The sequence below is a fragment of the Polaromonas sp. AET17H-212 genome, from assembly GCF_002379085.1.
Classification (GTDB): Bacteria; Pseudomonadota; Gammaproteobacteria; order Burkholderiales; family Burkholderiaceae_C; genus Polaromonas.
The window spans coordinates 1-20,569 of the sequence record NZ_NBZW01000026.1 but is presented as its reverse complement, the minus strand read 5'-3'; the positions used below and the strand labels follow the sequence as shown (position 1 = coordinate 20,569).

The 20,569-nt window shown below is 63.7% G+C and carries 21 protein-coding genes; 3 read left to right on the top strand and 18 right to left on the bottom strand.

Annotated features, from left to right (window positions below; genetic code table 11):
• Positions 1 to 569: 569 nt before the first annotated feature.
• Genes B7G53_RS17625 through B7G53_RS17610 form a run of 4 tightly spaced genes read right to left on the bottom strand, consistent with a single transcriptional unit; the run spans position 570 to position 4,130 of the window.
• Positions 570 to 2,783, bottom strand: a complete 2,214-nt coding sequence (locus B7G53_RS17625) for a site-specific integrase (RefSeq protein WP_096670101.1) — start codon at positions 2,781 to 2,783, stop codon at positions 570 to 572.
• A complete protein-coding gene (locus B7G53_RS17620; RefSeq protein ID WP_096670099.1) occupies positions 2,780 to 3,082 on the bottom strand; it encodes a hypothetical protein in 303 nt (100 codons plus the stop codon). The genes B7G53_RS17625 and B7G53_RS17620 overlap by 4 nt, the downstream gene beginning before the upstream one ends.
• Entirely contained in the window at positions 3,072 to 3,812 is a 741-nt protein-coding gene (locus B7G53_RS23260) for a YkgJ family cysteine cluster protein (RefSeq protein WP_255250063.1), read from the bottom strand. Before B7G53_RS23260 ends, B7G53_RS17620 begins: the two co-directional genes overlap by 11 nt.
• A gap of 57 nt (positions 3,813 to 3,869) precedes the next feature.
• On the bottom strand, positions 3,870 to 4,130 hold the full coding sequence (locus B7G53_RS17610) for a hypothetical protein (RefSeq protein WP_096670097.1): 261 nt from the start codon (positions 4,128 to 4,130) through the stop codon (positions 3,870 to 3,872).
• 440 nt (positions 4,131 to 4,570) lie between these two features.
• Here B7G53_RS17610 and B7G53_RS17605 point away from each other — a divergent pair, with 440 nt between their 5' ends.
• Positions 4,571 to 4,903 carry a PIN domain-containing protein gene (locus B7G53_RS17605; protein WP_441338997.1) on the top strand — a complete coding sequence of 111 codons (333 nt, stop codon included), beginning with the start codon at positions 4,571 to 4,573 and terminating at the stop codon, positions 4,901 to 4,903.
• Positions 4,904 to 5,187: 284 nt separating this feature from the next.
• Here the strand turns inward: B7G53_RS17605 and B7G53_RS17600 are convergent, their stop codons facing one another.
• Complete coding sequence (locus B7G53_RS17600) at positions 5,188 to 5,796, bottom strand: hypothetical protein (protein ID WP_141396372.1); 609 nt, start codon at positions 5,794 to 5,796, stop codon at positions 5,188 to 5,190.
• A 51-nt stretch (positions 5,797 to 5,847) separates the two neighbouring features.
• Here B7G53_RS17600 and B7G53_RS23395 point away from each other — a divergent pair, with 51 nt between their 5' ends.
• Both B7G53_RS23395 and bioF read left to right on the top strand, forming a co-directional pair.
• On the top strand, positions 5,848 to 5,991 hold the full coding sequence (locus tag B7G53_RS23395; RefSeq protein WP_217992631.1) for a hypothetical protein: 144 nt from the start codon (positions 5,848 to 5,850) through the stop codon (positions 5,989 to 5,991).
• A complete protein-coding gene (gene bioF / locus B7G53_RS17590; protein ID WP_176491395.1) occupies positions 5,970 to 7,226 on the top strand; it encodes an 8-amino-7-oxononanoate synthase in 1,257 nt (418 codons plus the stop codon). The genes B7G53_RS23395 and bioF overlap by 22 nt, the downstream gene beginning before the upstream one ends.
• Positions 7,227 to 7,658: 432 nt before the next feature.
• On the opposite strand, the gene B7G53_RS23250 is transcribed toward bioF, so the two are convergent.
• The 13 genes from B7G53_RS23250 to B7G53_RS17530 all read right to left on the bottom strand — a co-directional run bounded on the left by B7G53_RS23250 (position 7,659) and on the right by B7G53_RS17530 (position 20,331).
• Complete coding sequence (locus B7G53_RS23250; protein ID WP_255250061.1) at positions 7,659 to 7,790, bottom strand: hypothetical protein; 132 nt, start codon at positions 7,788 to 7,790, stop codon at positions 7,659 to 7,661.
• A gap of 66 nt (positions 7,791 to 7,856) precedes the next feature.
• Complete coding sequence (panD, locus tag B7G53_RS17585; RefSeq protein ID WP_096670093.1) at positions 7,857 to 8,237, bottom strand: aspartate 1-decarboxylase; 381 nt, start codon at positions 8,235 to 8,237, stop codon at positions 7,857 to 7,859.
• A gap of 20 nt (positions 8,238 to 8,257) precedes the next feature.
• On the bottom strand, positions 8,258 to 9,265 hold the full coding sequence (gene bioB, locus B7G53_RS17580; protein WP_096670091.1) for a biotin synthase BioB: 1,008 nt from the start codon (positions 9,263 to 9,265) through the stop codon (positions 8,258 to 8,260).
• An 85-nt stretch (positions 9,266 to 9,350) separates the two neighbouring features.
• Positions 9,351 to 10,139: a citryl-CoA lyase gene (locus tag B7G53_RS17575; RefSeq protein WP_096670089.1), complete on the bottom strand. Its 789-nt coding sequence runs from the start codon at positions 10,137 to 10,139 to the stop codon at positions 9,351 to 9,353.
• Complete coding sequence (locus B7G53_RS17570; RefSeq protein ID WP_096670087.1) at positions 10,129 to 11,010, bottom strand: HpcH/HpaI aldolase/citrate lyase family protein; 882 nt, start codon at positions 11,008 to 11,010, stop codon at positions 10,129 to 10,131. Before B7G53_RS17570 ends, B7G53_RS17575 begins: the two co-directional genes overlap by 11 nt.
• The gene (locus B7G53_RS17565; RefSeq protein ID WP_096670085.1) at positions 11,007 to 12,377 is read right to left on the bottom strand and encodes an MmgE/PrpD family protein; all 1,371 of its coding nucleotides are present in this window, start codon (positions 12,375 to 12,377) and stop codon (positions 11,007 to 11,009) included. Before B7G53_RS17565 ends, B7G53_RS17570 begins: the two co-directional genes overlap by 4 nt.
• 16 nt (positions 12,378 to 12,393) lie before the next feature.
• The gene (locus B7G53_RS17560) at positions 12,394 to 13,569 is read right to left on the bottom strand and encodes a CaiB/BaiF CoA transferase family protein (RefSeq protein WP_176491394.1); all 1,176 of its coding nucleotides are present in this window, start codon (positions 13,567 to 13,569) and stop codon (positions 12,394 to 12,396) included.
• A gap of 11 nt (positions 13,570 to 13,580) precedes the next feature.
• Positions 13,581 to 14,738, bottom strand: coding sequence for an acyl-CoA dehydrogenase family protein (locus B7G53_RS17555; RefSeq protein WP_096670081.1), 1,158 nt, complete (start codon positions 14,736 to 14,738; stop codon positions 13,581 to 13,583).
• A 51-nt stretch (positions 14,739 to 14,789) separates the two neighbouring features.
• Positions 14,790 to 15,572: an enoyl-CoA hydratase-related protein gene (locus B7G53_RS17550; RefSeq protein ID WP_096670079.1), complete on the bottom strand. Its 783-nt coding sequence runs from the start codon at positions 15,570 to 15,572 to the stop codon at positions 14,790 to 14,792.
• A 29-nt stretch (positions 15,573 to 15,601) separates the two neighbouring features.
• Positions 15,602 to 16,807: a CaiB/BaiF CoA transferase family protein gene (locus tag B7G53_RS17545; RefSeq protein ID WP_176491393.1), complete on the bottom strand. Its 1,206-nt coding sequence runs from the start codon at positions 16,805 to 16,807 to the stop codon at positions 15,602 to 15,604.
• A 14-nt stretch (positions 16,808 to 16,821) separates the two neighbouring features.
• Positions 16,822 to 17,610 carry an enoyl-CoA hydratase/isomerase family protein gene (locus B7G53_RS17540; RefSeq protein ID WP_096670075.1) on the bottom strand — a complete coding sequence of 263 codons (789 nt, stop codon included), beginning with the start codon at positions 17,608 to 17,610 and terminating at the stop codon, positions 16,822 to 16,824.
• Between the two features lie 463 nt (positions 17,611 to 18,073).
• A complete protein-coding gene (locus tag B7G53_RS17535; RefSeq protein WP_096670073.1) occupies positions 18,074 to 18,850 on the bottom strand; it encodes an IclR family transcriptional regulator in 777 nt (258 codons plus the stop codon).
• A gap of 182 nt (positions 18,851 to 19,032) precedes the next feature.
• Complete coding sequence (locus B7G53_RS17530; RefSeq protein ID WP_096670071.1) at positions 19,033 to 20,331, bottom strand: MFS transporter; 1,299 nt, start codon at positions 20,329 to 20,331, stop codon at positions 19,033 to 19,035.
• Positions 20,332 to 20,569: the final 238 nt, after the last annotated feature.

The window sequence follows — 20,569 nt, the reverse complement described above, 5'->3', positions numbered from 1 at the left end:
CCATTTGAATGTGTCGAGTGAATTGCACGCCAGGGGCGGGGCGGGCGAGCGTAGCAACCTATCAGCCTTAGAAAGCTCTAGTGAAACGGCGCCGCAGCTATTCCCCTGATCGGGAGGACGATCTCTGGCTTGCGCAGACAGTTTCCCCGGGGAAACTGCAGAGACGCTCAGTGATATTCAGTTGGATTCCGCCAGGGCAGCGCCAATTAAATGTTGAGGTAATTTAGTTCGACAGGTTTTTAGGAGGATGTGTGGCCACGAGGCCGCTCAGTTTTCCCGAGGAAACTGAGCGGCCTTCACCCCTCGTGCTGCGAATCGCTTGGCGCTAAGGAGTCCGCAGCAATAGCTTTCACGGCTGGGATGCTGGACAAAGCGTCGCGGTCGAGTTCCAGTTTCCCCGGGGAAACTGTGCCGCTGTACCCTATCGCCGGTGATGGATTGGTGCCGGAAAGAAGATTCGCATTCGCTCTTTTGTAGTCGGCACTGAAAAAACGTCGCGAAAATGGCCTCCAGTTTCCCCGGGGAAACTGCGTTGGCACTACCATGGTTCTGAGTCCAGCTTTCGAGTCCTAGTCTCCTAGGGGATTGACTTTACGAGCTGCCTTCACCTGTGCCGAAATATCTTGCTCCACATACTCCGCGGTCGTGGTAATCGATGCATGACCGAGCAGCTGCTGGGCAAGTTTGAGGCCTTCATCGCCGTTGTTCTCGCGCAGGACCTCGTGTGCGTAGGTATGACGAAGCCAATGTGTGCTGAACCTCAGGATGCGAGCCTGCATTTCTGGGCCCCGCTCTTTTCTGGCCATCTGCCGGAAAAACGTCTTCAGGGTTCGATAGAGTCCATTCGTGCTCAGCGCGCCGTTGTCATGGGCCATCGCCGTGTCATCGGTGATGGCGCGCCCACCCGAGCGAACCGGCGCCTCCAGGGCGGCGATGAGGGGAGGGGAGAGATCGAAGGCTGCAATGCGTGCCGCATCTTCTGGCATCAAGGCCCGCCAGTCCGCATGGTGCTCCTCAATCATGTTCATAAGCTTCACGCTAATTGGAACTGCGCGCTTCTTCTTACCCTTTCCTACGACCGTAATAACCCAATCATCGGCGGCCCTGCCATCGACACGCGGGTGGGCAAGGCTGTTCATGTTCGCCGAGGAGATCTCGGCCAAACGCATGCCGGTGGTCAAGGCAAGGTGTAGGATCAGCCGGGTCCGGCGGGCGAGGGCGGCTTTGCGCAGCGTTGCGGACGTGAGGCCGGGGAGGGTGGCCAGCGCTTCGCGCACAAGGTAGAGGTCGTCGGCGTGCAGGCTGCGCGTCACATCCATGGCGTGGCGCTTCATCCCGGCGGCATCGTACTGGATGCTCTCGAAGGGATTGCCCGTCACGTAGGCGTTTTTGTGGAGCGCATTGTACATCTGGTACAACACGCCGAGCGCGTAGTTCTGGCTGCTCGCCTCGAGCTGGCCGCGCCAAGGCCGCCAGCGCGGATCGTGACGCGGGACCCGTGCAGTGGTGGTGTAGCGCCCAGGGATCGCCCTGAGAAACGCCTGGTACTGCTGGGCCAGACTCAAGGTGATCGACGACAGCGGGCACTGTGCTTCGAGCATAGCCCAGATGTAAAACCGTTCGACTTCGCGGCGGTAGGCGTCAAAGGTCCGCTGTTTGCCCGCGGTTAGGTAGCCATTGAGCCAGGCGCCGATGGCCTCGATGTCGGTTGTCGCGCCCAGGTGATTCGGCGTCTGCGTCCTGAAGATGCCGGCCTGGCCGTCCAGGGCAGGCGGCACCAGCAGCAGCTCCAGCGGCGCGATGCCGGAGCGCAGCGCCAGCGCGGTCGGGGCGGGGGACGCGATGCCCGATTCCTGACTGTAGGTGAGCAGGGCGGCGGCGGGCGCGCGCTGCAGCGGCACGATGACTTGGGCCAGGGGAGGGGCCACTTCCCAGTGCGCACCCCAGCGCAACAACGGTCCCAGCGTGTCGGCGTGGTCTTCGAGCCAGCCCTCGATACGTGCCGCGCGGCCCGGGCCCAGTCCCTTGATGTCGCGGTGCCAGTGCCGGCCGGCGACGGAGATCGACTGCACGACACCGGCCATGGTCGTGACACCGCGGCGCGCAAACGCCTTGACGAGCGAAGCGGCCAGCCACAGTTTCGTGCTGTGCTCGGGCTGGGGCAGGGTGGCCAGTTGGGTCTGCAGGGCGTTGATCGCCTTGACCTTGGCGGTGACGCTCAAGGACTGGTCCGCGACTTCGAAGTGGCCGCCGCTGCCGGGCTGAACACCCTGGTCGGCGAGGTAGTCCTTGTAGCGCTCGACTATCTCGTTTTCGTTATACATGTCCTCGGGTTGCGATTCGGTCCACTGCGTATAGGCCAGGTGCGCCTGCGCGACGGCGGCCGGCGCGGCCACGGGTTCGGGGGTAGGGCGTTCCAGGGCCAGCGCCGCCGACTTGGCTTCGGGCTTGTTGGAGGCGCGCGCGGCGGCGAGGATCGCCAGCTGCAGGCGGTCGGCGTGGCTGTTGATCTCCGTGCCGTGCGGAATGATCGGGTTGCCGTCGGCGTCGAAGTGGCGGTTCGCGTAAAACTGCTTGTAGGCCACGGCGGGTTTCATGCCGCTCATGACGCCGCGCACAAACGAAAAGTCCTCCAGCGTGAGCTGGTCCAGGTTCGCCAGCGTGGGCATGCGCCATCCGACGGGTCGGCCGCGCTTGGGCTTGAGGGGAAGGGCGGTTTCGCCGGGGGCCGGCGGCGGCGCCTCCAGCACCACGAAACCCGAGACGGTGGTGCGCGCCGTCATGCGGCGGACCTGGCCGCCGAGCGGCGCATGCTGTCCACCACCGTGTAGGCCCACTTCGAGCCGTAGTCCGCTGAGCCGCGCGCGTAGCGCTCCGCGCTCTTGATTTCGTCCATGCTCAGCATGCGCAGCCCATGCCGCTCGGCCGCCAGCTGCGCTGCCGCTAACACCGCCTGCAGCTCGGCCGCGATCCACACGTCGAGCGCGCGCTCCTTGCGTTTGCCGGCCTCCCGCTGGAACGCGTCATGGATGGACCGGGCCGGTTCCTGGTGGGGACGGAAGGGGTAGTTGTCAACGGGCATGGTTGTCATTCTCTGGGGGGCGTATGGGGGCGGCAGGCGCGGGAAACCACTGGCGCAGGTCGGCCGCGCCGAGGTCCTCGCCAGCGATCAGCACCGACACCGCCAGCAGCGCCCGGGTGTCGAGGTAGGGCACCGGGACCTGGTGCCCGGAGGGCAGCAGCTGGCAGAGCAGGGCGTCTTCGTCCATGTTGAGATGGCTGCGGCAGACGGCCGGGCGCTGCGCGTAGATGCTGCAGCGCCCATCCGACAGGAACGGGCAGGGCGAGGCGTAGCCGGCGATGGCGGCAGGTTCGTGATCGGCCAGCGGCACCGGGGCGCGGCCGATGGCCCGGCCCAGGGCCCGCGCCTCGACGGCGCTGATTTTGACGGGGATGTGGCAGCAGTGGTTGCAGCCGGCGCGGCAGGCCGCGTGCGGCGCAAAGGCGCTGGCCAGCGCGTCGGCGGCGCGCCGGTGCCAGGCCACGCGCTGGCCTGCCGTCGGCGCTTTCACGGCGACATCGAGCAGCCCCAGCACGCGGCGGCTGGCCGCCGGCGGCACCTTGGCGCACTGCCGCGCGGCCGTCTGGGCGGCGCTGGCCAGGCGTGCGTTCACAGCGTCGGGAAACTGCGTGGACGGCGCGATGCGCACGCCGTTGCGTAGCCGGTCGAGCGCGCCTTCGAGCGTCAGCGCCGGCGGCGCGCCGGGCGGTGTTGACAGGTCGCTGGTCGAGGGATTCAATGATTGGCTCATTTCACCGGGTCCTGGCCCCGCCGGGGCATGGTGTAGTTTTCCATATGGTGTAGTTTTCTATATGACCCACGCGTCCGTCATGTGCTCGGCCGACGAGCGCCCTGCTGGCGCCCGCGTCGACGGCACGCCGCCGATCCGCACCTGGTGCTGGGCGCCCTGCCGTCCGCGCTCGTTGCCGGGCCGCCCGGCGGCCGGGGTACAGCCCGCCGGCATGCCGGCGCGTGCGCCCACCGGGCGGCTGCGGCGCGGCCAACCAGGGCGGGTTTGGGTCGTGATTTTGGACAGGTCAAAGTCGGCGGCGCAAAAAAATGGTTTCAAATCAAGGACTTAGCCGCAATTCAAATTTGCAAGTGACTTCATTATGGGTTAATTTTCCATCATGTCAATGATACTTGTGCTGACGAGTGAATTAATTCCATTTACTTTCTTGTAAATGTTTATCCGCGCTATTGACTATGGCTGACTGCAGCAAGTTTGACCATTACCAGCGAAGCAACGTTGACCAGGTAGCGCTTTAAAGCGGCTTTTGAGCGACTCATGGTCAACAACTCTTCCGTTTCGGCGACTCCTGGCCACCGTTGCTGCGTGAACATCAGCTGGCCACCGTTACTGCCGCATCGTCAACACCTGGCCAGCGCTGCTTACGTATGTCCGACAGATGGCCAAGGTCGCTGCCTAATCAACACCACCAAAATAACAAAACCAGCAGGTTACCCGCCGGTTCTTGTTGATCACCTCTTCATCGATTCAATGGGAGGATCAAGGCGACCAAGTTGATTGAGTCTCTGGACGGTGACAACCCCGGATACATCACCATGGTGTCCGTGATCGAGTTGTACTGGGTGTTGACCTCCTGCTACGAGTTGACAGGGGAGCAAGTTGGCCAAGCGTTGGAGGCGATTCTTCGGACCAAACAATTTTTGGTAGAGCGTGCGGATCAGGTAATGCGTGCCCTGCGAGTCTTTGGTGAAGGTAAGGCCGACTTTGCAGACTGTTTGATCGAAAGGTCTGCAACGGGTGCTGGTTGCGCCCAAACCATGACTTTTGATGTTGGCGCATCAAAGCACGCTGGCATGACTTTAATTGCCTGAAAGGAAAAAAGCACCATGAAAACGCAAAGCCCAAATAATTAGACGGACTGTAGACAGCCTGTATATGCAAGGCGTGTGCGCAAAAAAGGGTTGGAGCAAGCCACACGCTGCTTCCATGGTTGTCGAATACCTGACTTCAAAAGGGCATAGTCTTTTTGAGTTTATGGAGCAGCAGCCCGCGACCACCGTTTAGGGGGCCGTGCCGGGATACGGGTCAAAATGATACACATCATGCCCCTACTCGAGTGGGAAGGCCTTGATCTCCGCGCCCCGGCAGCGCCACGCTACGCGGCAGGCAGGAAAATTTCGCGGCCTTCCCTTGCCGATTGCAGGATCGCCAGGCAGACCGCCAGGGTGTCGCGCCCCCAGCGCCCATCATGCACGGCCGCGGCCTGGCCTTGGACTGCGGCGACCATTTCATCGAGGACGTCGCCGTAGCCGGGCACGCTCTGTCCGGCAGGCAGCGCCACTTCCTGCACGCCGTCGTGGGTGTAAAGCAGCACACCATCGGCCGAAGGCCGGGCATCGGCCTTTTCGCAGGTCGCGATCAGTACGCCAAAGTGCGGCTGGTGGGGCCGGTGCGCCGACTGGATGGCCTTCCAAAACGGACTGCCGTAACCGTAGCGCTGCGCGCGGACCGCGGCTTCGGCCGTGTCCGCGGTGCTTTGCCGCAGACTGCGCCGGCTGCTGGCGTGGGCCGCCGTCTTGGGCTGGCCCGACTCGCCAATCCAGAAGTGAAACTCGTCACTGTCGAAGTGGTCGTAGCCGCTGTAGACCATGGAGGCCGCTGCGCCGTTCCCGAACGCCAGAAAGGTGGTGCAGCAGCCTTCGGTCGGCCGGGCCGGGTCCAGCACGGCGGCATGGGCGCCCTGCTCACCCTGGAGGCCATTCACGCGCGCGGTTTGCGGCTGGCTGGTTGGGTCGCCAACCATATGGAGCCGGCCATGCTGGCGCAAGATGACAACATCGCCTTTTTGCAGCAACGCCTGAATACACCGCTGCTGGCCAACATTGCGCATCAAAGCATGCCCGATGCCAGAGCCCTCACCCTGGAACTTCCCCCCGCATGGCAATCCACCCCTCACTGACAAGCTCCTGGCTCGATGAATTTCCGGCGCGCATCGCCGCGCTGGATCAAAGTCATTTGCGGCGACACCGCCGCGTAGTGCAGCCCGAAAGCGGCGCCCGCCTGCTGGTGGACGGGCAAAGCATGCTGGCCTTTTGCAGCAACGACTACCTGGGCCTGGCCACCCACCCGGCGCTGGTGGAGGCCGCCTGCGACAGCGCACACCGCTTCGGCGTGGGTTCCGCATCCTCACCGTTGGTCAGCGGCCATAGCTCGGCCAACGAGACGCTTGAACACGCCCTGGCCGCTTTCGTCGACCTGCCTCGCGCGCTTTATTTTTACGCCGGCTACGCCACCAACATCGGCATCATTCCGGCGCTCGTCGGCAGCGGCGACGCGATTTTTTCAGACGCACTCAACCATGCCTGCCTGATCGACGGCGCACGGCTGTCTCGCGCGCAGATTCACCGTTATGCCCACTCCGACCTGGCGGCGCTGGACGCCGCACTGGCGCAAAGCCCGGCGCGCCGCAAGCTGGTCATCAGCGACGCGGTGTTCAGCATGGACGGCGACATTGCCGATGTACCGGCCCTGCTGGCGCTGTGCGAGCGCCACGATGCGCTGCTGCTGATCGACGATGCCCACGGCTTTGGCGTGCTGGGGCCGCAAGGGCGCGGCAGCCTGGCACACTTTGGCCTGAGCGGCGCGCAAGCGTCACCCCGCGTGCTCTACATGGCGACTCTGGGCAAAGCGGCGGGTGTTGCCGGCGCTTTTGTGGCTGGCAGCGATGCTCTCGTGGAATGGCTGCTGCAAAAAACCCGCAGCTATATTTTTGCCACCGCCGCCCCCGCACTGCTGGCCAGTGCCCTGCATGCCAGCCTGCAATTGATCGCCAAAGACGAGTGGCGGCGCGTGCATCTGCAAAAACTCATCGCGCGTCTGCGCCAAGGCCTAGCAACGGGCCTGAAGGGCAGCACCTGGCAACTCGGCGCGTCGCGGACGGCCATCCAGCCGCTGCTGATCGGCCGCAATGACGAGGCGCTGGCGGCGATGGAGGGCCTGCGCGAGCGCGGCCTGTGGGTGCCCGCGAGCCGCCCGCCGACCGTGCCCGAGGGCACGGCGCGCCTGCGCATCGCCCTGTCGGCGGCTCACACCGAAGCCGATATCGACCAGCTGGTCCATGCCCTGAGCGAACTGGCCGCCGCATGCCGGCCGGCAACCGCCGCGGCTAGGGATGCTCTGCTTAACTGGCGCTGAGCGTGAGTTGAACGTCAAGAATTCACACAATGAAATCTGAAGTGCATTTTCACCGATTTCCTGAGCACATTTGCTCTGGTTCGCGGCCTTTTCAGGCTGCTGGTGGGCGTTTCAACATCTCGATCTCGACGAAGTGGTTTGATTTCTTTGTACATACCGAACCGGTTCGCATGATATGCGTCTATGCTCAAACGCTTTGCGTGGAGACGCTACGGTAAATTGCCAGGAAACACAGGGGATTTCGATATTGGCCATTCGTGGCCACGTTCCGGCTGACCCGTCAAAAGCCCGAGATCAGCAACACGCTCACTTAATTGCCGTCTAATCTTTGTTCCTCGTCTTCCTCAGGAGCCGTGACGCCATGGCGTCATCGTCAGTCCGCGAAACCCTAACGGGTTCCTCGTTTCGCAAAGGATGGTTCGGGCTCTCACCTCAGTGATGAACAACTGCGGCAGCATGGGCCCCCACCGCAGCCACGTTGTCGGTGAGCAGATCGTCCAGCAACTCGCCGTCGTCGCTGCGGAAATCGTTGACGGCATGGTCGTCCGTGCTTCGCGTTGCCATGCGGCCGTTGCAAGCCAATCTCGTGCCAGCTTAGACCGGTGGTGAAAAATTCTCACTCTCTCAGCCCTATGCGCCCTGGACCGGAATCGTCGACCTCAGTTCGCGTATCCGGTTGTCGGCATCCACAAAGACCAGCCGAGGCTGGGCGCTGTCGAGATCGGTCTCTGCCACCAGTCCGAACGCGGCAATGATCACCAGATCGCCCACTGCGGCGCGACGCGCGGCCGAGCCGTTGAGGGAGATTACCCCGCTTGCGCGTTCGGCACGGATGACATAGGTGATGAAGCGTTCGCCATTGGCGATATTCCAGATGTGGATCTGCTCGTTCTCGCGCAGATCGGCAGCATCCATCAGATCCTCGTCGATCGCGCAGGAGCCTTCGTAATGCAACTCGCATGCCGTCACGGTGGCGCGGTGGATCTTGGACTTGAGGAGGGTACGGTACATGGTTTCACCTTCAATGAAGTTCAGCGCGCCACCAGCCCTAGGGTGTCGAACAGGCGTCGGTCGCTGGCCCAGTCGGGGTTGCCCGTGGTCAGCAGCTTGTCGCCATAGAAGATCGAATTCGCACCAGCAAGGAAGCACAGCGCCTGCACCGCCTCACCCATCTGCTGCCGCCCGGCAGACAGACGCACGCGAGCCTTCGGCATCGTGATCCGCGCTGCGGCGATGGTTCGGACGAATTCGAACGGGTCGAGCGCTTCGATGCCATGCAACGGTGTACCTTCGACCTGCACCAGATGGTTGATCGGAACCGACTCGGGGTAGGGATCGAGACCGGCGAGCTGCGCGATCAGTCCGGCGCGCTCGCGCCTCGACTCGCCCATGCCGACGATTCCGCCGCTGCATACGTGGATGCCGGCGTCGCGGACGTGGCCGAGCGTTTCGAGGCGGTCCTGATAATCGCGCGTCGTGATGATCCGGCCGTAGGCCTCGGGCGCGGTGTCGAGGTTGTGGTTGTAGTAGTCGAGCCCAGCGTCCTTGAGCGTGTGCGCCTGCGTGTTGCTCAGCATGCCAAGCGTGCAGCAGGCCTCCAGTCCATGCGACTTCACGACGCGAACCAGCTCGGCAACCTTCTCGACGTCACGGTCCTTGGGTGCACGCCATGCAGCACCCATGCAGAAGCGGCTGGCGCCCTGGTCGCGCGCGGCCTTGGCTGCCAACTCAACTTCCTGCACGTCCAGCATCTTTCCAGCCTCGACACCCGTGTCGTAGTGAACCGATTGCGGACAGTACGCACAGTCTTCCGGGCAGCCGCCGGTCTTGATCGACAGCAGGGTCGAGAGCTGGATTTCGTTGGGGTCGAAATGCTCACGGTGCACCTGCTGGGCCCGGAACATCAGGTCGTTGAATGGCTGGTCGAGCAGCGCCACGACAGCCTCGACGGACCAGTTTCCCACGCTCAATGCCTCGGCAGTCTGCGGGGGTGATTGCACCCAGTGGATGGGTTCTTCTCTCAGAATCGTGTCATTCATCGTTCAATACTCCAGCAGTGTCTAGTAAGATTCTATCGATAGGTCGACGCGGGCGCGTCGTGCGTGCAAGGCCAGCCGCAGCGCTTCAGGCGCCCTGTGGCCTGATGTGCCGAGTGGCCTCGTCTTCGACCCGCTGCCAGATCTCGACCGCGATTGGGTTGTTACTCTCTTCGAGGATATGGCCCACCAGCCCGATGGCGCGCGCGAAGACGCCGATGCCGCGCACGATTTTCCATGGCAGCCCGAGTTCGCAGCTGATGGCGCCGATGGCGCCGGTCGCATTGACGGGAAGCGACTTGCCAGCGACGCGTTCGGCCTCGGCGCAGATTAGTTGTTCGAGCCGGATGTAGTCGCCGGAAAAGCCGTTGTCCTTGGCGATCTGGAACAGGCGCGGGGCGCGCGGATCGACCGGCTTGTGCAGCGGATGGCCGAGCCCGGGAATGATCTGGCCGCGCTCGCGGTAGGCCGCCACGGTCTCGTGCGCAATGCGCTCCAGATCGGCGCCGCGCGTGCCCGGCGGCAGTGCCTCGTACAGCATCCTGGCGGTGCCTTCGGTGCTGCCAACGAACACGCTGCCCAGGCCGCACAATCCGGCCGCCACCGCCGCCTGCAGCGATTCGGGCGCACCGGCGTAGGTCAGCCGCGCGACCAGCGCGCTCGGCGTGATGCCGTGCTCGACCAGCGTCACCGCAATGGCGTTGAACACGTTCGATTCCTGCGGCGTCGGCATGCGCCCGAGGATCTGCAGGAAGGCCATATCACCCAGGTTGAGATGGCCGAGGATCTCGTCGGGCAGGCTCTTGCCGTGCACTTCGATGCGGTCGGGGGTACTCCAGGCGATGTCGGAGCGGATGGGTTTGCTTTTACGAGTCATGGGGGTCTCCTGTCGGATCAATGAAATCAGGCTGCCAGGCCGGCGCTGCGCTGCGCAGCACGGCGCGTGCACGCTGGACCACCGGCAGGTCAACCATCTGGCCGTCCACGGCCACGGCACCGCCGTCGGCCGATGCAAATGCTTCGCAGACGCGGCGCGCCCAGTCAAGCCGCTCGGGGGTCGGCGTGAACACCGCCTGAACGGCAACTACCTGCTTCGGGTGGATGCACAGCTTGGCACCAAAGCCGAGCCGGCGCGCGCGTCCGGTGTCGGCCTGCAAGCGGTGCAGGTCGTCGATCGCGGTGCTGACGCCATCAACCGGCGCAGCCAGCCCGGCCAGCCGCGAAGCCAGCACCACTTGGGAGCGGAAAGCCAGCAGCTCAGTCTCCGCGCCATCAGGCGCACAGTCGATGCCCAGATCGAGCGCCAGATCAACGCTTCCAAAAGTCAGGCGAATCACGCCCGGCACGCGCGCAATGCTGTGGATCTCCTGAAGGCCACGCGCCGACTCGATGATCGGCAACACGTCCTTGTAGGTGGTCTCGACCACGGTGCAGACGGCGTCGATGCCCTCGGCCTTGGGCAGCATCACCGCCGCCACACCAGGATGACGACACAGTTCGAGGTCGTCCTCAAACCAGGGCGTGCCAGCGGCATTGATGCGAACCACCAGCGGCGCGGCTTCGTCCAGTAGCGCCGCCAGCGCCTCGCGCGCGCGCACTTTGGCTTCGGGGGCCACGGCGTCTTCCAGATCGACGATCACCGCGTCAGCGCCGCTAGCGCGGGCCTTGGCAAAACGCTCGGGCCGATCGGCGGGCACAAAAAGGTAGGCGCGTGGCAAGACCTGCAGGCCGGCGGTATGGGCTATCATGCGCGCGGCTCCAGCCAGCGGCCCATGCGCGGCACCTCGACCACGGTCCAAACGCGCGCGATCAGGGCCTCCATTTCTTGCGGCGTAGCGCCCTTACCGTAGGCCGCCAGGCGCTGCGCCTTGTCTTCCAGCTCGGCACGTGTCAGGGTGTTGCCCGGGTCGCCCTTGGGCTCGTCGACGCGCGCCGTGAGTGTGCGGCCGTCACGCGTCGTCGCCGTCACCTTGCCGATCCAGCGCTGCGGATAGGCACGGTCAACCTCGGCGTCGAGCTGCATCGTGACCCGGTCGCGCAAGGCGGCCACGCACGGCGCGAGGTAATGCTGCTCGAATTCGTTCAGCCCGGCGTAGCCGTACTCGGCCGCCAGCGCAAGCACCGTGCCCATCGAGAACTTGGCTTGGTGCACGGTGGCGGGCACGGTGACGCGGCCCAGCACGTCGATGGCACCCTGATGCACATGGGTGGCCACTGCGGCGATATCGTCGGCTTTGAGCCCATGCGTTTGCATCAGCGTGAGCAGCGCATCGGCGCTGGGGTGCGTATGACGGCACGAGGCGTGGTATTTGAACGAGGTTTCCGCCGTGGCCCAGCGTTGCCCCAGACGGTCGGTGAGCCGCGCCGGGTCGGCATCGCTGGACATGCCCGCGGCCATGCCCTGCGGCCCTTCCAAAATCTGGCGCGCGCCGGTAAAACCACTTCGTGCCAGGTAGGCGGAGGCCAAACCGCTGGACGCCGCATGCGCGGTGTGCAGTTGCTTGGAGTCGGCAGCGTCGCGCAGGAACTCCCACAGTCCGGCAGCTTGTGTGCCGGCGCTGCCGAAAGCATGCAGCATGGTCGTCGCGTCCAGCCTGAGCAGCCGCCCGGCCGCTGCAGCGGCGGCCAGGGTGCCTGCGGTGGCGGTGGTGTGAAAGATGCGGTAGTGCGAGCGGCCGAGGAACTCGCCCACGCGAATGCCGACCTCATAGCCCGCCACCACGGCGGCCAGGAACTCACGGCCACTCGCGCCGATGTCTTGCGCAATGGCCAGCGCCGCCGGGAACACGACCGCCCCGGGATGGAACACCGAGCCGTTGTGCACGTCATCCTGTTCAGCGAAGTGCGAGGCAGCCGCGTTGACCATCGCGGCGAAATGGGGCGAGGTGGTGCGGCGCGAGATCAACACCTCGGCGCGACCTGAGTCCGGTCCCATGATGCGGGCGTAAGCCTCGATGGCTTCGACCGGCCGCGCGCCCTTGCCGGCCAGCGCCGAGGCATACCAGTCGAGGAACAGGTCTTCGGTGCGGCGCAGCACCGGCACCGGAATCGTGTCAAATTGCAGACCGGCGGCAAAGGCGGCCAGCGTCGCGCTCGGGGTTTTATCTTGGGTCATGACTTCGGTCGCTCGCTTAGATGGCCTTGTCCGCTCGCAGCCGGGCGATGTCAGGCGCGCCGTAGCCGAGTTCGGTGAGGATGGCTTCGGTGTGCTCTCCCAGGGCGGGCACCGGCCCCATGGGCGGCGGCTCGCTGTGGCTGAGATGGTGTGGCGGGTACAGCGCCGGCAATGGGCCGCCGGGCGAGCCGATCTCGGTCCAGCGCCCACGCGCCGCCAACTGCGGATGACGCCACAGATCGGCCATCTCGTTGAGTTGACCATTGGCGATTTGCGCTGCGTCGAGCCGCTCAACCAGTTGCGCCGCCGTCAAGGTGGCGCACACCCCTTCGATGACAACGCGCAGGTGCTCGCGCTGGGCCAGCCGATTGGCGTTGCCAAGATACGCCTTGGCGAGCGCCGGCTGCTGCAGCACCTTGTCGCAAAAGGTGGTCCACTCACGGTCATGCTGCACTGCCAGCACGACCTGCTTGCCGTCGCCGCAGGTGAACGGACCGTAGGGGTAAATCGCCGCGTGCGAGGCGCCAGCGCGCGGCGGCGGCGGCTGGCTTTCCAGCGTGTAGTAGAGCGGGAAGCCCATCCATTCGGACATGGCTTCGAGCATCGAGATTTCGAGCCGCTGGCCACGACCGGTGCGACCACGCTCAAGCAACGCGGCCAGCACGCCGCTGTAGGCGTACATGCCGGCGGCGATGTCGGCAATCGACAGGCCGGCCTTGGACGGCTGCTCCGGCGTGCCGGTCACCGACACAAAACCGGCTTCGCTCTGGATCAGCAGGTCGTAGGCTTTTTTCTCGGTGTAAGGCCCGCCGTCGCCGTAGCCCGAGATGTCGCACACCACGATGCGCGGATTGACCGGCTCCAGGCTGGCGTGATCCAGCCCCATGCGTGCGGCGGCGCCGGGCGCCAGGTTCTGGACCAGCACGTCGCAGCGGTCCACCAGCTGTTGCAATACAGCGCGAGCGGCCGGCTGCTTCAGATCGAGCGTCAGGCTTTCCTTGGATCGGTTGCACCAGACGAAGTGGGACGCCAGGCCGTGGGCCCGGGTATCGTAAGCGCGGGCGAAGTCGCCCTCGCCCGGTCGCTCGACCTTGATGACCCGCGCGCCGAGGTCAGCGAGCTGACGGGTGCAGAACGGCGCGGCAATCGCATGCTCCAGCGTGACAACCAACATTCCTTCTAATGGACGCATGACAGTTTCTCTCAGAATGAGCGTGGCAGCCCGAGCACGTGCTCGGCCACGTAGCTCAGGATCAGGTTGGTGGAGATCGGTGCCACCTGATAGAGCCGGGTTTCGCGGAACTTGCGCTCCACGTCGTATTCACAGGCAAAGCCAAAACCGCCATGCGTCTGAATAGCGGTGTTGGCCGCCTCCCAGGAGGCTTTGGCGGCCAGGTACTTGGCCATGTTGGCCTCGGCGCCACACGGCAGATGGGCGTCGAACAGCTCGCAGGCGCGCCAGCGCATCAGGTCGGCGGCCTCGGTCTCGATGTGGGCTTCGGCCAGCGGAAACTGCACGCCCTGGTTCTGCCCAATCGGGCGGTCAAACACGCGCCGATCACGAGCGTAGCGGGTGCTGCGATCAATGAACCAGCGGGCATCTCCAATGCACTCGGCGGCAATCAGGGTGCGCTCGGCGTTCAGGCCGTCCAGGATGTACCTGAAACCTTTGCCCTCCTCACCGATCAGGTTCGCGGCCGGGATTTCGAGGTTGTCGAAAAACAGCTCGTTGGTCTCGTGGTTGACCATGTTGCGGATCGGGTTCACCGTCATGCCCTGGCCAATGGCCTGGTGCAGGTCAACGATGAAGATCGACATGCCGTCGGACTTGCGCGTCACATCCTTGAGTGGGGTGGTGCGTGCCAGCAGAATCATCAGGTCAGAGTGCTGGATGCGCGAGATCCAGACCTTCTGGCCGTTCACCACGTAGCGGTCGCCCTGCTTGACCGCGGTGGTCTTGATCTTGGTGGTGTCGGTGCCGGTGGTCGGCTCGGTCACGCCCATCGACTGCAGGCGCAGATCGCCGCTGGCGATTTTGGGCAGGTAGCGGCGCTTTTGCTCGTCAGAGCCATGGCGCAGCAAAGTGCCCATGTTGTACATCTGGCCATGGCAGGCGCCGGCGTTGCCGCCGCAGCGGTTGACCTCTTCCATCACCACCGAGGCTTCGGCCAGACCCAGGCCGGCGCCGCCGTACTCCTGCGGAATCATCACCGCCAGCCAGCCGGCCCGGGTCAGCGCGTCAACACACGCCTCGGGATAAGCACGGGTGTCATCGATCTTGCGAAAGTACTCGTCAGGGAAGCGTTTGAAAAGATCGCGCAGCGCGGCGCGCAACTCGGGGTAACGTTCTTGGTTCATCATTTTCAGTCTCTAAAAGTTCCCCGCCGAGCCGCGCAGGACAAAGGTTACCGGTTAGCGGAATTTGCTGAAATCAGGCTTGCGTTTTTCCAGGAAGGCGCTAGCGCCTTCCTGCTGCTCGCCGGTGTTGAAGTAGTTGGGCGCCACTTCCTGGATCAGGTCGTTCATGTCCTTGCCCATGATCGGCGCCATGTGGTGGTAGAACGAGCGCTTGACGATCTTCAGGCAGGTCGGCGACAGCGACAGCAGTTCGTCGCAATACTTCTGCACCTCCGCGTCGAGTTGGGCCATCGGCACCACCGAATTGGCCAGACCCCAGTCGAACGCCTGCTGCGCGCTGTAGCGGCGGCACAGCATCCACAGCTCGCGCGCCCGCTTGTGGCCAAGGACATTGGCCGCGTGCGAGACGATGTAGCCGCCCGCCGGTGAGCCGACGCGGGGGCCGTTCTGACCGAAGATCGCGTGCTCGGCGGCGATGGTGAAGTCGCAGAAGTAGGCAATGTGGTGACCGGCGCCAATAGCATAGCCATTGACTCGCGCGATCACCGGCTTGGGGCATTCGGCGATCTGGCGGTTGAAGTTGAACTCCAGGTCCTCCAGTCCGCTCTTGCCGCCCTCGCCCTTTTCCCAGTTGACGTCACCGCCGACGCAGAAGGCGCGCTCGCCGGTGCCGGTCAGCACGATCACGCCGACCTTCGGATCGTTGCTGGCCTGGGCCAGCAGCCGCTCCATGTCCTTGATCGTATCGCCGGTGAACGCGTTAAGCGTCTTGGGCCGGTTGATGGTGATGGTGGCGACAAAGTTCTTGACTTCGTAAATAACTTCCTGGTCCGACATGCCTGACTCTCCTATAAAAGTTTCGGAATCTACTGATGACGATGGTTCAATTCGCGTGCTATTACGCAATCTTTCACGAGTTGATCCACTTCGGCCGGGCCGTAACCCAGCTCGCCGAGAATGTTCCGACTGTGCTCGCCCAGCTTGGGCGGTGGCGGCATCGCGTCGGGCCGGCGCATGCCCGCAGCGAGCTGCGCCGGAAAAGGGATCAGCGGCAGTCCCGGCATCGCCGGATGCTCAACAAAGCGTGCGGCCAGTACCGGGTCGGCCATGGCCTGGGACACCGTGTTCACCGGACCGCAGGGAATATCGGCGGTCTCGAAGGCCGCCACCCAGGCGACCGCCGGACGGGTGATGAAAATCGCCTCCAGCTCGGCCAGCAGCGCCACTCGGTTGACAATGCGCACGGCATTGCGCTGGTAACGCGGATCGGTGAGCCACGCGGGGCGCTCAACCACGGCGCAAAAGCGCTTGAACGCCCCTTCATTCACCACCGACACGCTGAACCAGGCGCCGTCGGAACCCTGAAAGTGACGGCTCGGCACCGCAATCGGCAGGTTCACCGAGCGAATCGGCTCGCGCTGTTCAATCGCATACTCACCCACCTTGCCCGCCAGAAAATTGAACATGGTGTCCGCCAGCGACAGCTCCACGCGCTGCCCCTGGCCGGTCTGCTGCCGGTGCATCACGGCGGCCAGCACGCCCAAGGCGCCGCACATGCCGGAAGCCACGTCAATGATTGGCAAGCCGATGCGAATCGGTGCGTCGCCCTCTTCACCACTGGCGTAGAAGGCGCCCGTCATGCCCTGCACCACGCTGTCGACCGCGGGTCTGAGCCGGTAGTCGCTCTGCTCACCAAAGGCGCTGACCATGTAGTACACCATCGTCGGGTTGAGGCGCCGCACCGCGTCGTAGGTCAGCGCATGGGCCTCGGCAAAGTCGGGGCGAAAATTGTGCACCAGCACCTGGGCTTTTGAAATCAGTCGCTCCAGCACCGCGCGCCCGGCCGGGGTGCGTATGTCCAGCGCGATCGACTCCTTGCCCCGGTTGCAGGTCATGAAAGCGACGCTGGAGTCGCCATAAAACGGCGGGCCAAAATGCCGCCCCTCCTCGCCGGTCATGGCCTCGACCTTGATGACGCGCGCGCCCAGGTCGGCCAGCACCATGGCCGCGTATGGCCCTGCAATCAAGCGGGACAGGTCGATGACGGTGATGCCGCTCAGAACGCCTTGCACAGCGCCACCCAGTTTTACTTGCTGGCCCGCGAGCGGTTGCGAAAGGCCGCAATGCCGGCGCGATGCTCGGGCGTGTCTTCGAGCACCGCCATGTGCGAGGACACCATGTCCAGGTGCGTAGCGAGCGCCATGGTCTGGCTTTGGTAGACGGCGCGACGAAAGAAGCGCACCGCCTGCTGCGGCTTGGCGGCAATGGTGCGCGCCATCTCGTAAGTGGCGGCCATCAGTTCGGCATCGGGCACCATGCGGTTGACCATGCCGATGCGCTCGGCCTCCTGCGCCCCCACCACGCGACCGGTCCAGAACAACTCGAGCGCGCGCGCCGTGCCGATCAGCCGCGGCAGGAACCAGGACCCCGCGTCACCTGCGATCAGTCCGATATTGATGTAGCTCTCGGCCAGCGTGGCCGAACTGGCCATCAGGCGGATGTCGCACATCAGCGCCATGTCGCAGCCCGCGCCGCGCGCCGCACCGTTGACGGCGGCAATGACCGGTTTTTCCATCCGCTCCAGGGTGAGCGCGATGCGGTGCACATGCCGGTACAGAAAATCCTTGCGCCCCATGCTGTCCATTTCGCTGAACTTGGCCATCTCCTCAAAGTCGCCACCCGCGCAAAACGCGCGACCGGCGCCGGTGACGACGATGACCTTGACGCGCTCATCGGCCTCGGCCTGCTCGAGCGCCGCACGCCAGGCGTCGACCATTTCAAGATCGAAGGCGTTGAGCTGGTCCGGCCGGTTCAGCGTCAGGGTGCCGATGCCGTCGGCATCAACCGCAAACAGGATAGGGGGTTCGACGGACATGGGAAGCCTTTCTGACAGTGAGATGAAAAGGGACAAGGACGACTGTACGCGCCTGCCGGAAACCGACTGGTTTCGATAAACATCACGTGATGATATTAACAGAACGGTTGTTAGTTAGAAACAAACTCCCATTTCTCTGACATTCGGTAGCCCATCGCACCTCCCGTTTCAATAGGCCTGTTGAAGCGCTGCACAGGGACTTGCTGGAGCAGCAAACCATGTCTGTCCAGGATCAAAATACGCTATTCCGTTGATGTGCCAAAGCCACTTCACCGAGGTGAAAGCAAGCAGTAAACGGCCAACCCTCAGGCATTAGAAGCGTTCGCGACTTCAAACAGAACGGGGCCCGAATTCGGCCCGTTCAATCACGGCTCACTCCCGATGCCAATCCTTGTACATATCGTGCAGCTTGGTGTTAAGGAACTTGCCGGTCGAGGTACGCAGGATTTCATTTTCCTGCCGCTCAGGAAACGCCGAGAGCGTCCGCCGCCTTTTCCGCATCGGCCACGAGGTCACCCAAGTGATGGTCGACTTGAGCCCTCATGATCTCGGCAAATTCCTGGCTCCTCGATTTGATGCGGAACATAGGACCCGCCACTAGCACCGCGAAATGGCGATGCGGCAACCGGAGTGGGAGCGCGACGCCACCCAAATCTTCAGTGTATTCCGCGTTGCCCTCAAAAAACCCGCGTTGAATCGATCGCTGGATTTCCTTCTCCACCGCAGCGACGCTCATCAGCGTGGTAGACGTGTACCGTTCGAACGCCGCTCGCCGCAGCACGCTCGCCCGATCGGCGGCCGACAACTGCGAGAGCAGTGCCCTGCCAGTGGCGGTGACATGCAGCGGCACGCGTTTGCCGGGGCTCGCGGTATAGCGGATCGCATGCCGCGATTCGACGGCATCGATGAACATCGCGTAATTGCTGCACGTCGCCGCCAGCACGGCCGTCTCGCCGGTCTGATCGGCCAGCGATACCAGCAGGTTGCGGAACTGCTCAGGGATAGGCTCGGCGCGCTCGATCTGCTGAAGCATCACGAGCCAGAGCGGCGAAGGGTAGTAGCCGGCGCGTGCGCGCGGTTCGTAGAGATAGCCGCGACTCGCCAGTGTACCCAGCAGGTTGAAGGTGCTGGAGCGCGGCCAGTCGAAATGCTTGGCGATCTCGGCCATCGTGGCCGGGCGCTTGTGTTTGGCGAAAAACTCGATCAACTCGACGACGTTGGCAGCTTGTTTGACATTCACGTTGATTTTCGGATGGGTTGCAGTGGACAGGATATAAAGCTCATTTTGTCACAGGGCCTCGTAACGATTGGGGCGGAGCCGACCCCGCAGCCTTGATGATGTGAAGCGGCGTGTACGCGATCACGACCTCGGCGCGCTGGTTAACGACTTTGTTGCGTGACATGCCCCCGATCAGGCGTGCGTCATCCGGCATGGCGGTCGCCCTTGTCTTTCGGCGTCGTGGCGACGAGAGCGTTCGAGGTCCAGAACGGCGATGCCGCGACGGCCACGCACACCATCGACAGCACAAAGCTCGCGCGGTAGCCACCCGTCAGGTCGTGCAACACGCCGGACAGCAGCGCACCCAGTCCGGCGCCAATCGACATGCAGGCATAAATCGTTCCGTAGATGGTAGCGAGACCGGGATTCGGAAACAGGCGCGCGCTGAGGCTCGCGATGATCGGGCCGCGGGCGCCCTGGAAGATGCCGAAGAGTACGATGTAGGCGCCCAGCAGCCAGTGCGTCGAGTGATAAGACATCGCAAAGAGCAGGGCAGCGCCGAGGAAAGTGCCTGCGAAGCTCACCATCGCCGCGGGCTTGTGGCCAAAGCGGTCCGCCAGCCATCCGGCAGCGGAGACGCCGACCACCGACAGCATCGCCGCAGTGCCGAAGGCCGCCGCCGCCTTCAGTGGAGAGAATCCGATGTCGATCAGGTAGGCCACCGACTGCACGATGATGAGGTACATCGCAACGGCCGTGAAAAACATGACCTGCACCAGCATCCAGAACGGGCGATGGCGCATGGCTTGGCGAAGTGGCGTGGTTGCCAATGCCTGCAGGGCCGGTGCCTTCTGCCTTAAAAGCCCGCTTGGGTGGCCGGCACGGATGGTTCCCCACGGCAACAGGAGCGCGAGGGGCGCGATCAACAGCAACGTGCCGCCGATGAGTCGGTAGGCATCGCGCCAGCCGTATTCATTGATGAGAGCCTGCGCCAGCGGCACCATGAGCAATGAGCCACAACCGAAGCCCGCATAGGCCAGGCCCATGGCCGTGCTCAGCCGCCCGTGGAACCAGCGGCTGATGAGGGCGGACGCCGGCACCATGCCAATCGCCGAAACGCCGAGCCCGCCCAGCACGCTGATGCAAAGGTAGAACTGCCACAACTGCTGGAGCTGGCCGGCGAGGAAATGGCCTGCGCCCAGGAGGACCAGTCCACTGCCGTACAGGACGCGCGGCCCGAAGCGTTCGAACACTATGCCGACAAGCGGCGAGGCCAACCCGCCCACCACCATGAGCGCCGAGTACACGCTGGTCATCTGCGAACGGTGCCATCCGAATTCGGATCCAAGCGGCAGCAGGAACACCAGGTAGGTGTCGCTGACGCCCCGCCCCGCGAGGTTGAAAAGGAAGCAGAGCAAGAGCACCAACACAGGCATCGCCAACGGGGACGATGTGGACATGGATGCGGGCGTGATGTTTTTTTTCACGGATTCAGTGTACATGCATGTGAACACAATCAGAAGCCCGTCGGTCGTGATTTCAGTTGATATTCCATTGGCAAATATCCTCTAAGGATTTGGCAAGAAACAACTTCCCGGAATGCGATTTTTCCCGACACTCGTGGGATGATCACTGCTACTGAAAATAGAGCATGGATTGGCAGAGCGATGGGCTATACAAGAGACATAGAGTTGAAGATGCTGCGGCTATTTGCGTCGCTATCGGAGAAGGATCGGCGTC

Excerpts from the sequence above, each read along its gene's own strand:
- B7G53_RS17625 (WP_096670101.1), bottom strand. The coding sequence starts at position 2,783 with ATGACGGCGCGCACCACCGTCTCGGGTTTCGTGGTGCTGGAGGCGCCG.
- B7G53_RS17620 (WP_096670099.1), bottom strand. The coding sequence starts at position 3,082 with ATGCCCGTTGACAACTACCCCTTCCGTCCCCACCAGGAACCGGCCCGG.
- B7G53_RS23260 (WP_255250063.1), bottom strand. The coding sequence starts at position 3,812 with ATGAGCCAATCATTGAATCCCTCGACCAGCGACCTGTCAACACCGCCC.
- B7G53_RS23395 (WP_217992631.1), top strand. The coding sequence starts at position 5,848 with ATGCTGGCGCAAGATGACAACATCGCCTTTTTGCAGCAACGCCTGAAT.
- bioF (WP_176491395.1), top strand. The coding sequence starts at position 5,970 with ATGGCAATCCACCCCTCACTGACAAGCTCCTGGCTCGATGAATTTCCG.
- B7G53_RS23250 (WP_255250061.1), bottom strand. The coding sequence starts at position 7,790 with ATGGCAACGCGAAGCACGGACGACCATGCCGTCAACGATTTCCGCAGC.
- panD (WP_096670093.1), bottom strand. The coding sequence starts at position 8,237 with ATGTACCGTACCCTCCTCAAGTCCAAGATCCACCGCGCCACCGTGACG.
- bioB (WP_096670091.1), bottom strand. The coding sequence starts at position 9,265 with ATGAATGACACGATTCTGAGAGAAGAACCCATCCACTGGGTGCAATCA.
- B7G53_RS17575 (WP_096670089.1), bottom strand. The coding sequence starts at position 10,139 with ATGACTCGTAAAAGCAAACCCATCCGCTCCGACATCGCCTGGAGTACC.
- B7G53_RS17570 (WP_096670087.1), bottom strand. The coding sequence starts at position 11,010 with ATGATAGCCCATACCGCCGGCCTGCAGGTCTTGCCACGCGCCTACCTT.
- B7G53_RS17565 (WP_096670085.1), bottom strand. The coding sequence starts at position 12,377 with ATGACCCAAGATAAAACCCCGAGCGCGACGCTGGCCGCCTTTGCCGCC.
- B7G53_RS17560 (WP_176491394.1), bottom strand. The coding sequence starts at position 13,569 with ATGCGTCCATTAGAAGGAATGTTGGTTGTCACGCTGGAGCATGCGATT.
- B7G53_RS17555 (WP_096670081.1), bottom strand. The coding sequence starts at position 14,738 with ATGATGAACCAAGAACGTTACCCCGAGTTGCGCGCCGCGCTGCGCGAT.
- B7G53_RS17550 (WP_096670079.1), bottom strand. The coding sequence starts at position 15,572 with ATGTCGGACCAGGAAGTTATTTACGAAGTCAAGAACTTTGTCGCCACC.
- B7G53_RS17540 (WP_096670075.1), bottom strand. The coding sequence starts at position 17,610 with ATGTCCGTCGAACCCCCTATCCTGTTTGCGGTTGATGCCGACGGCATC.
- B7G53_RS17530 (WP_096670071.1), bottom strand. The coding sequence starts at position 20,331 with ATGTACACTGAATCCGTGAAAAAAAACATCACGCCCGCATCCATGTCC.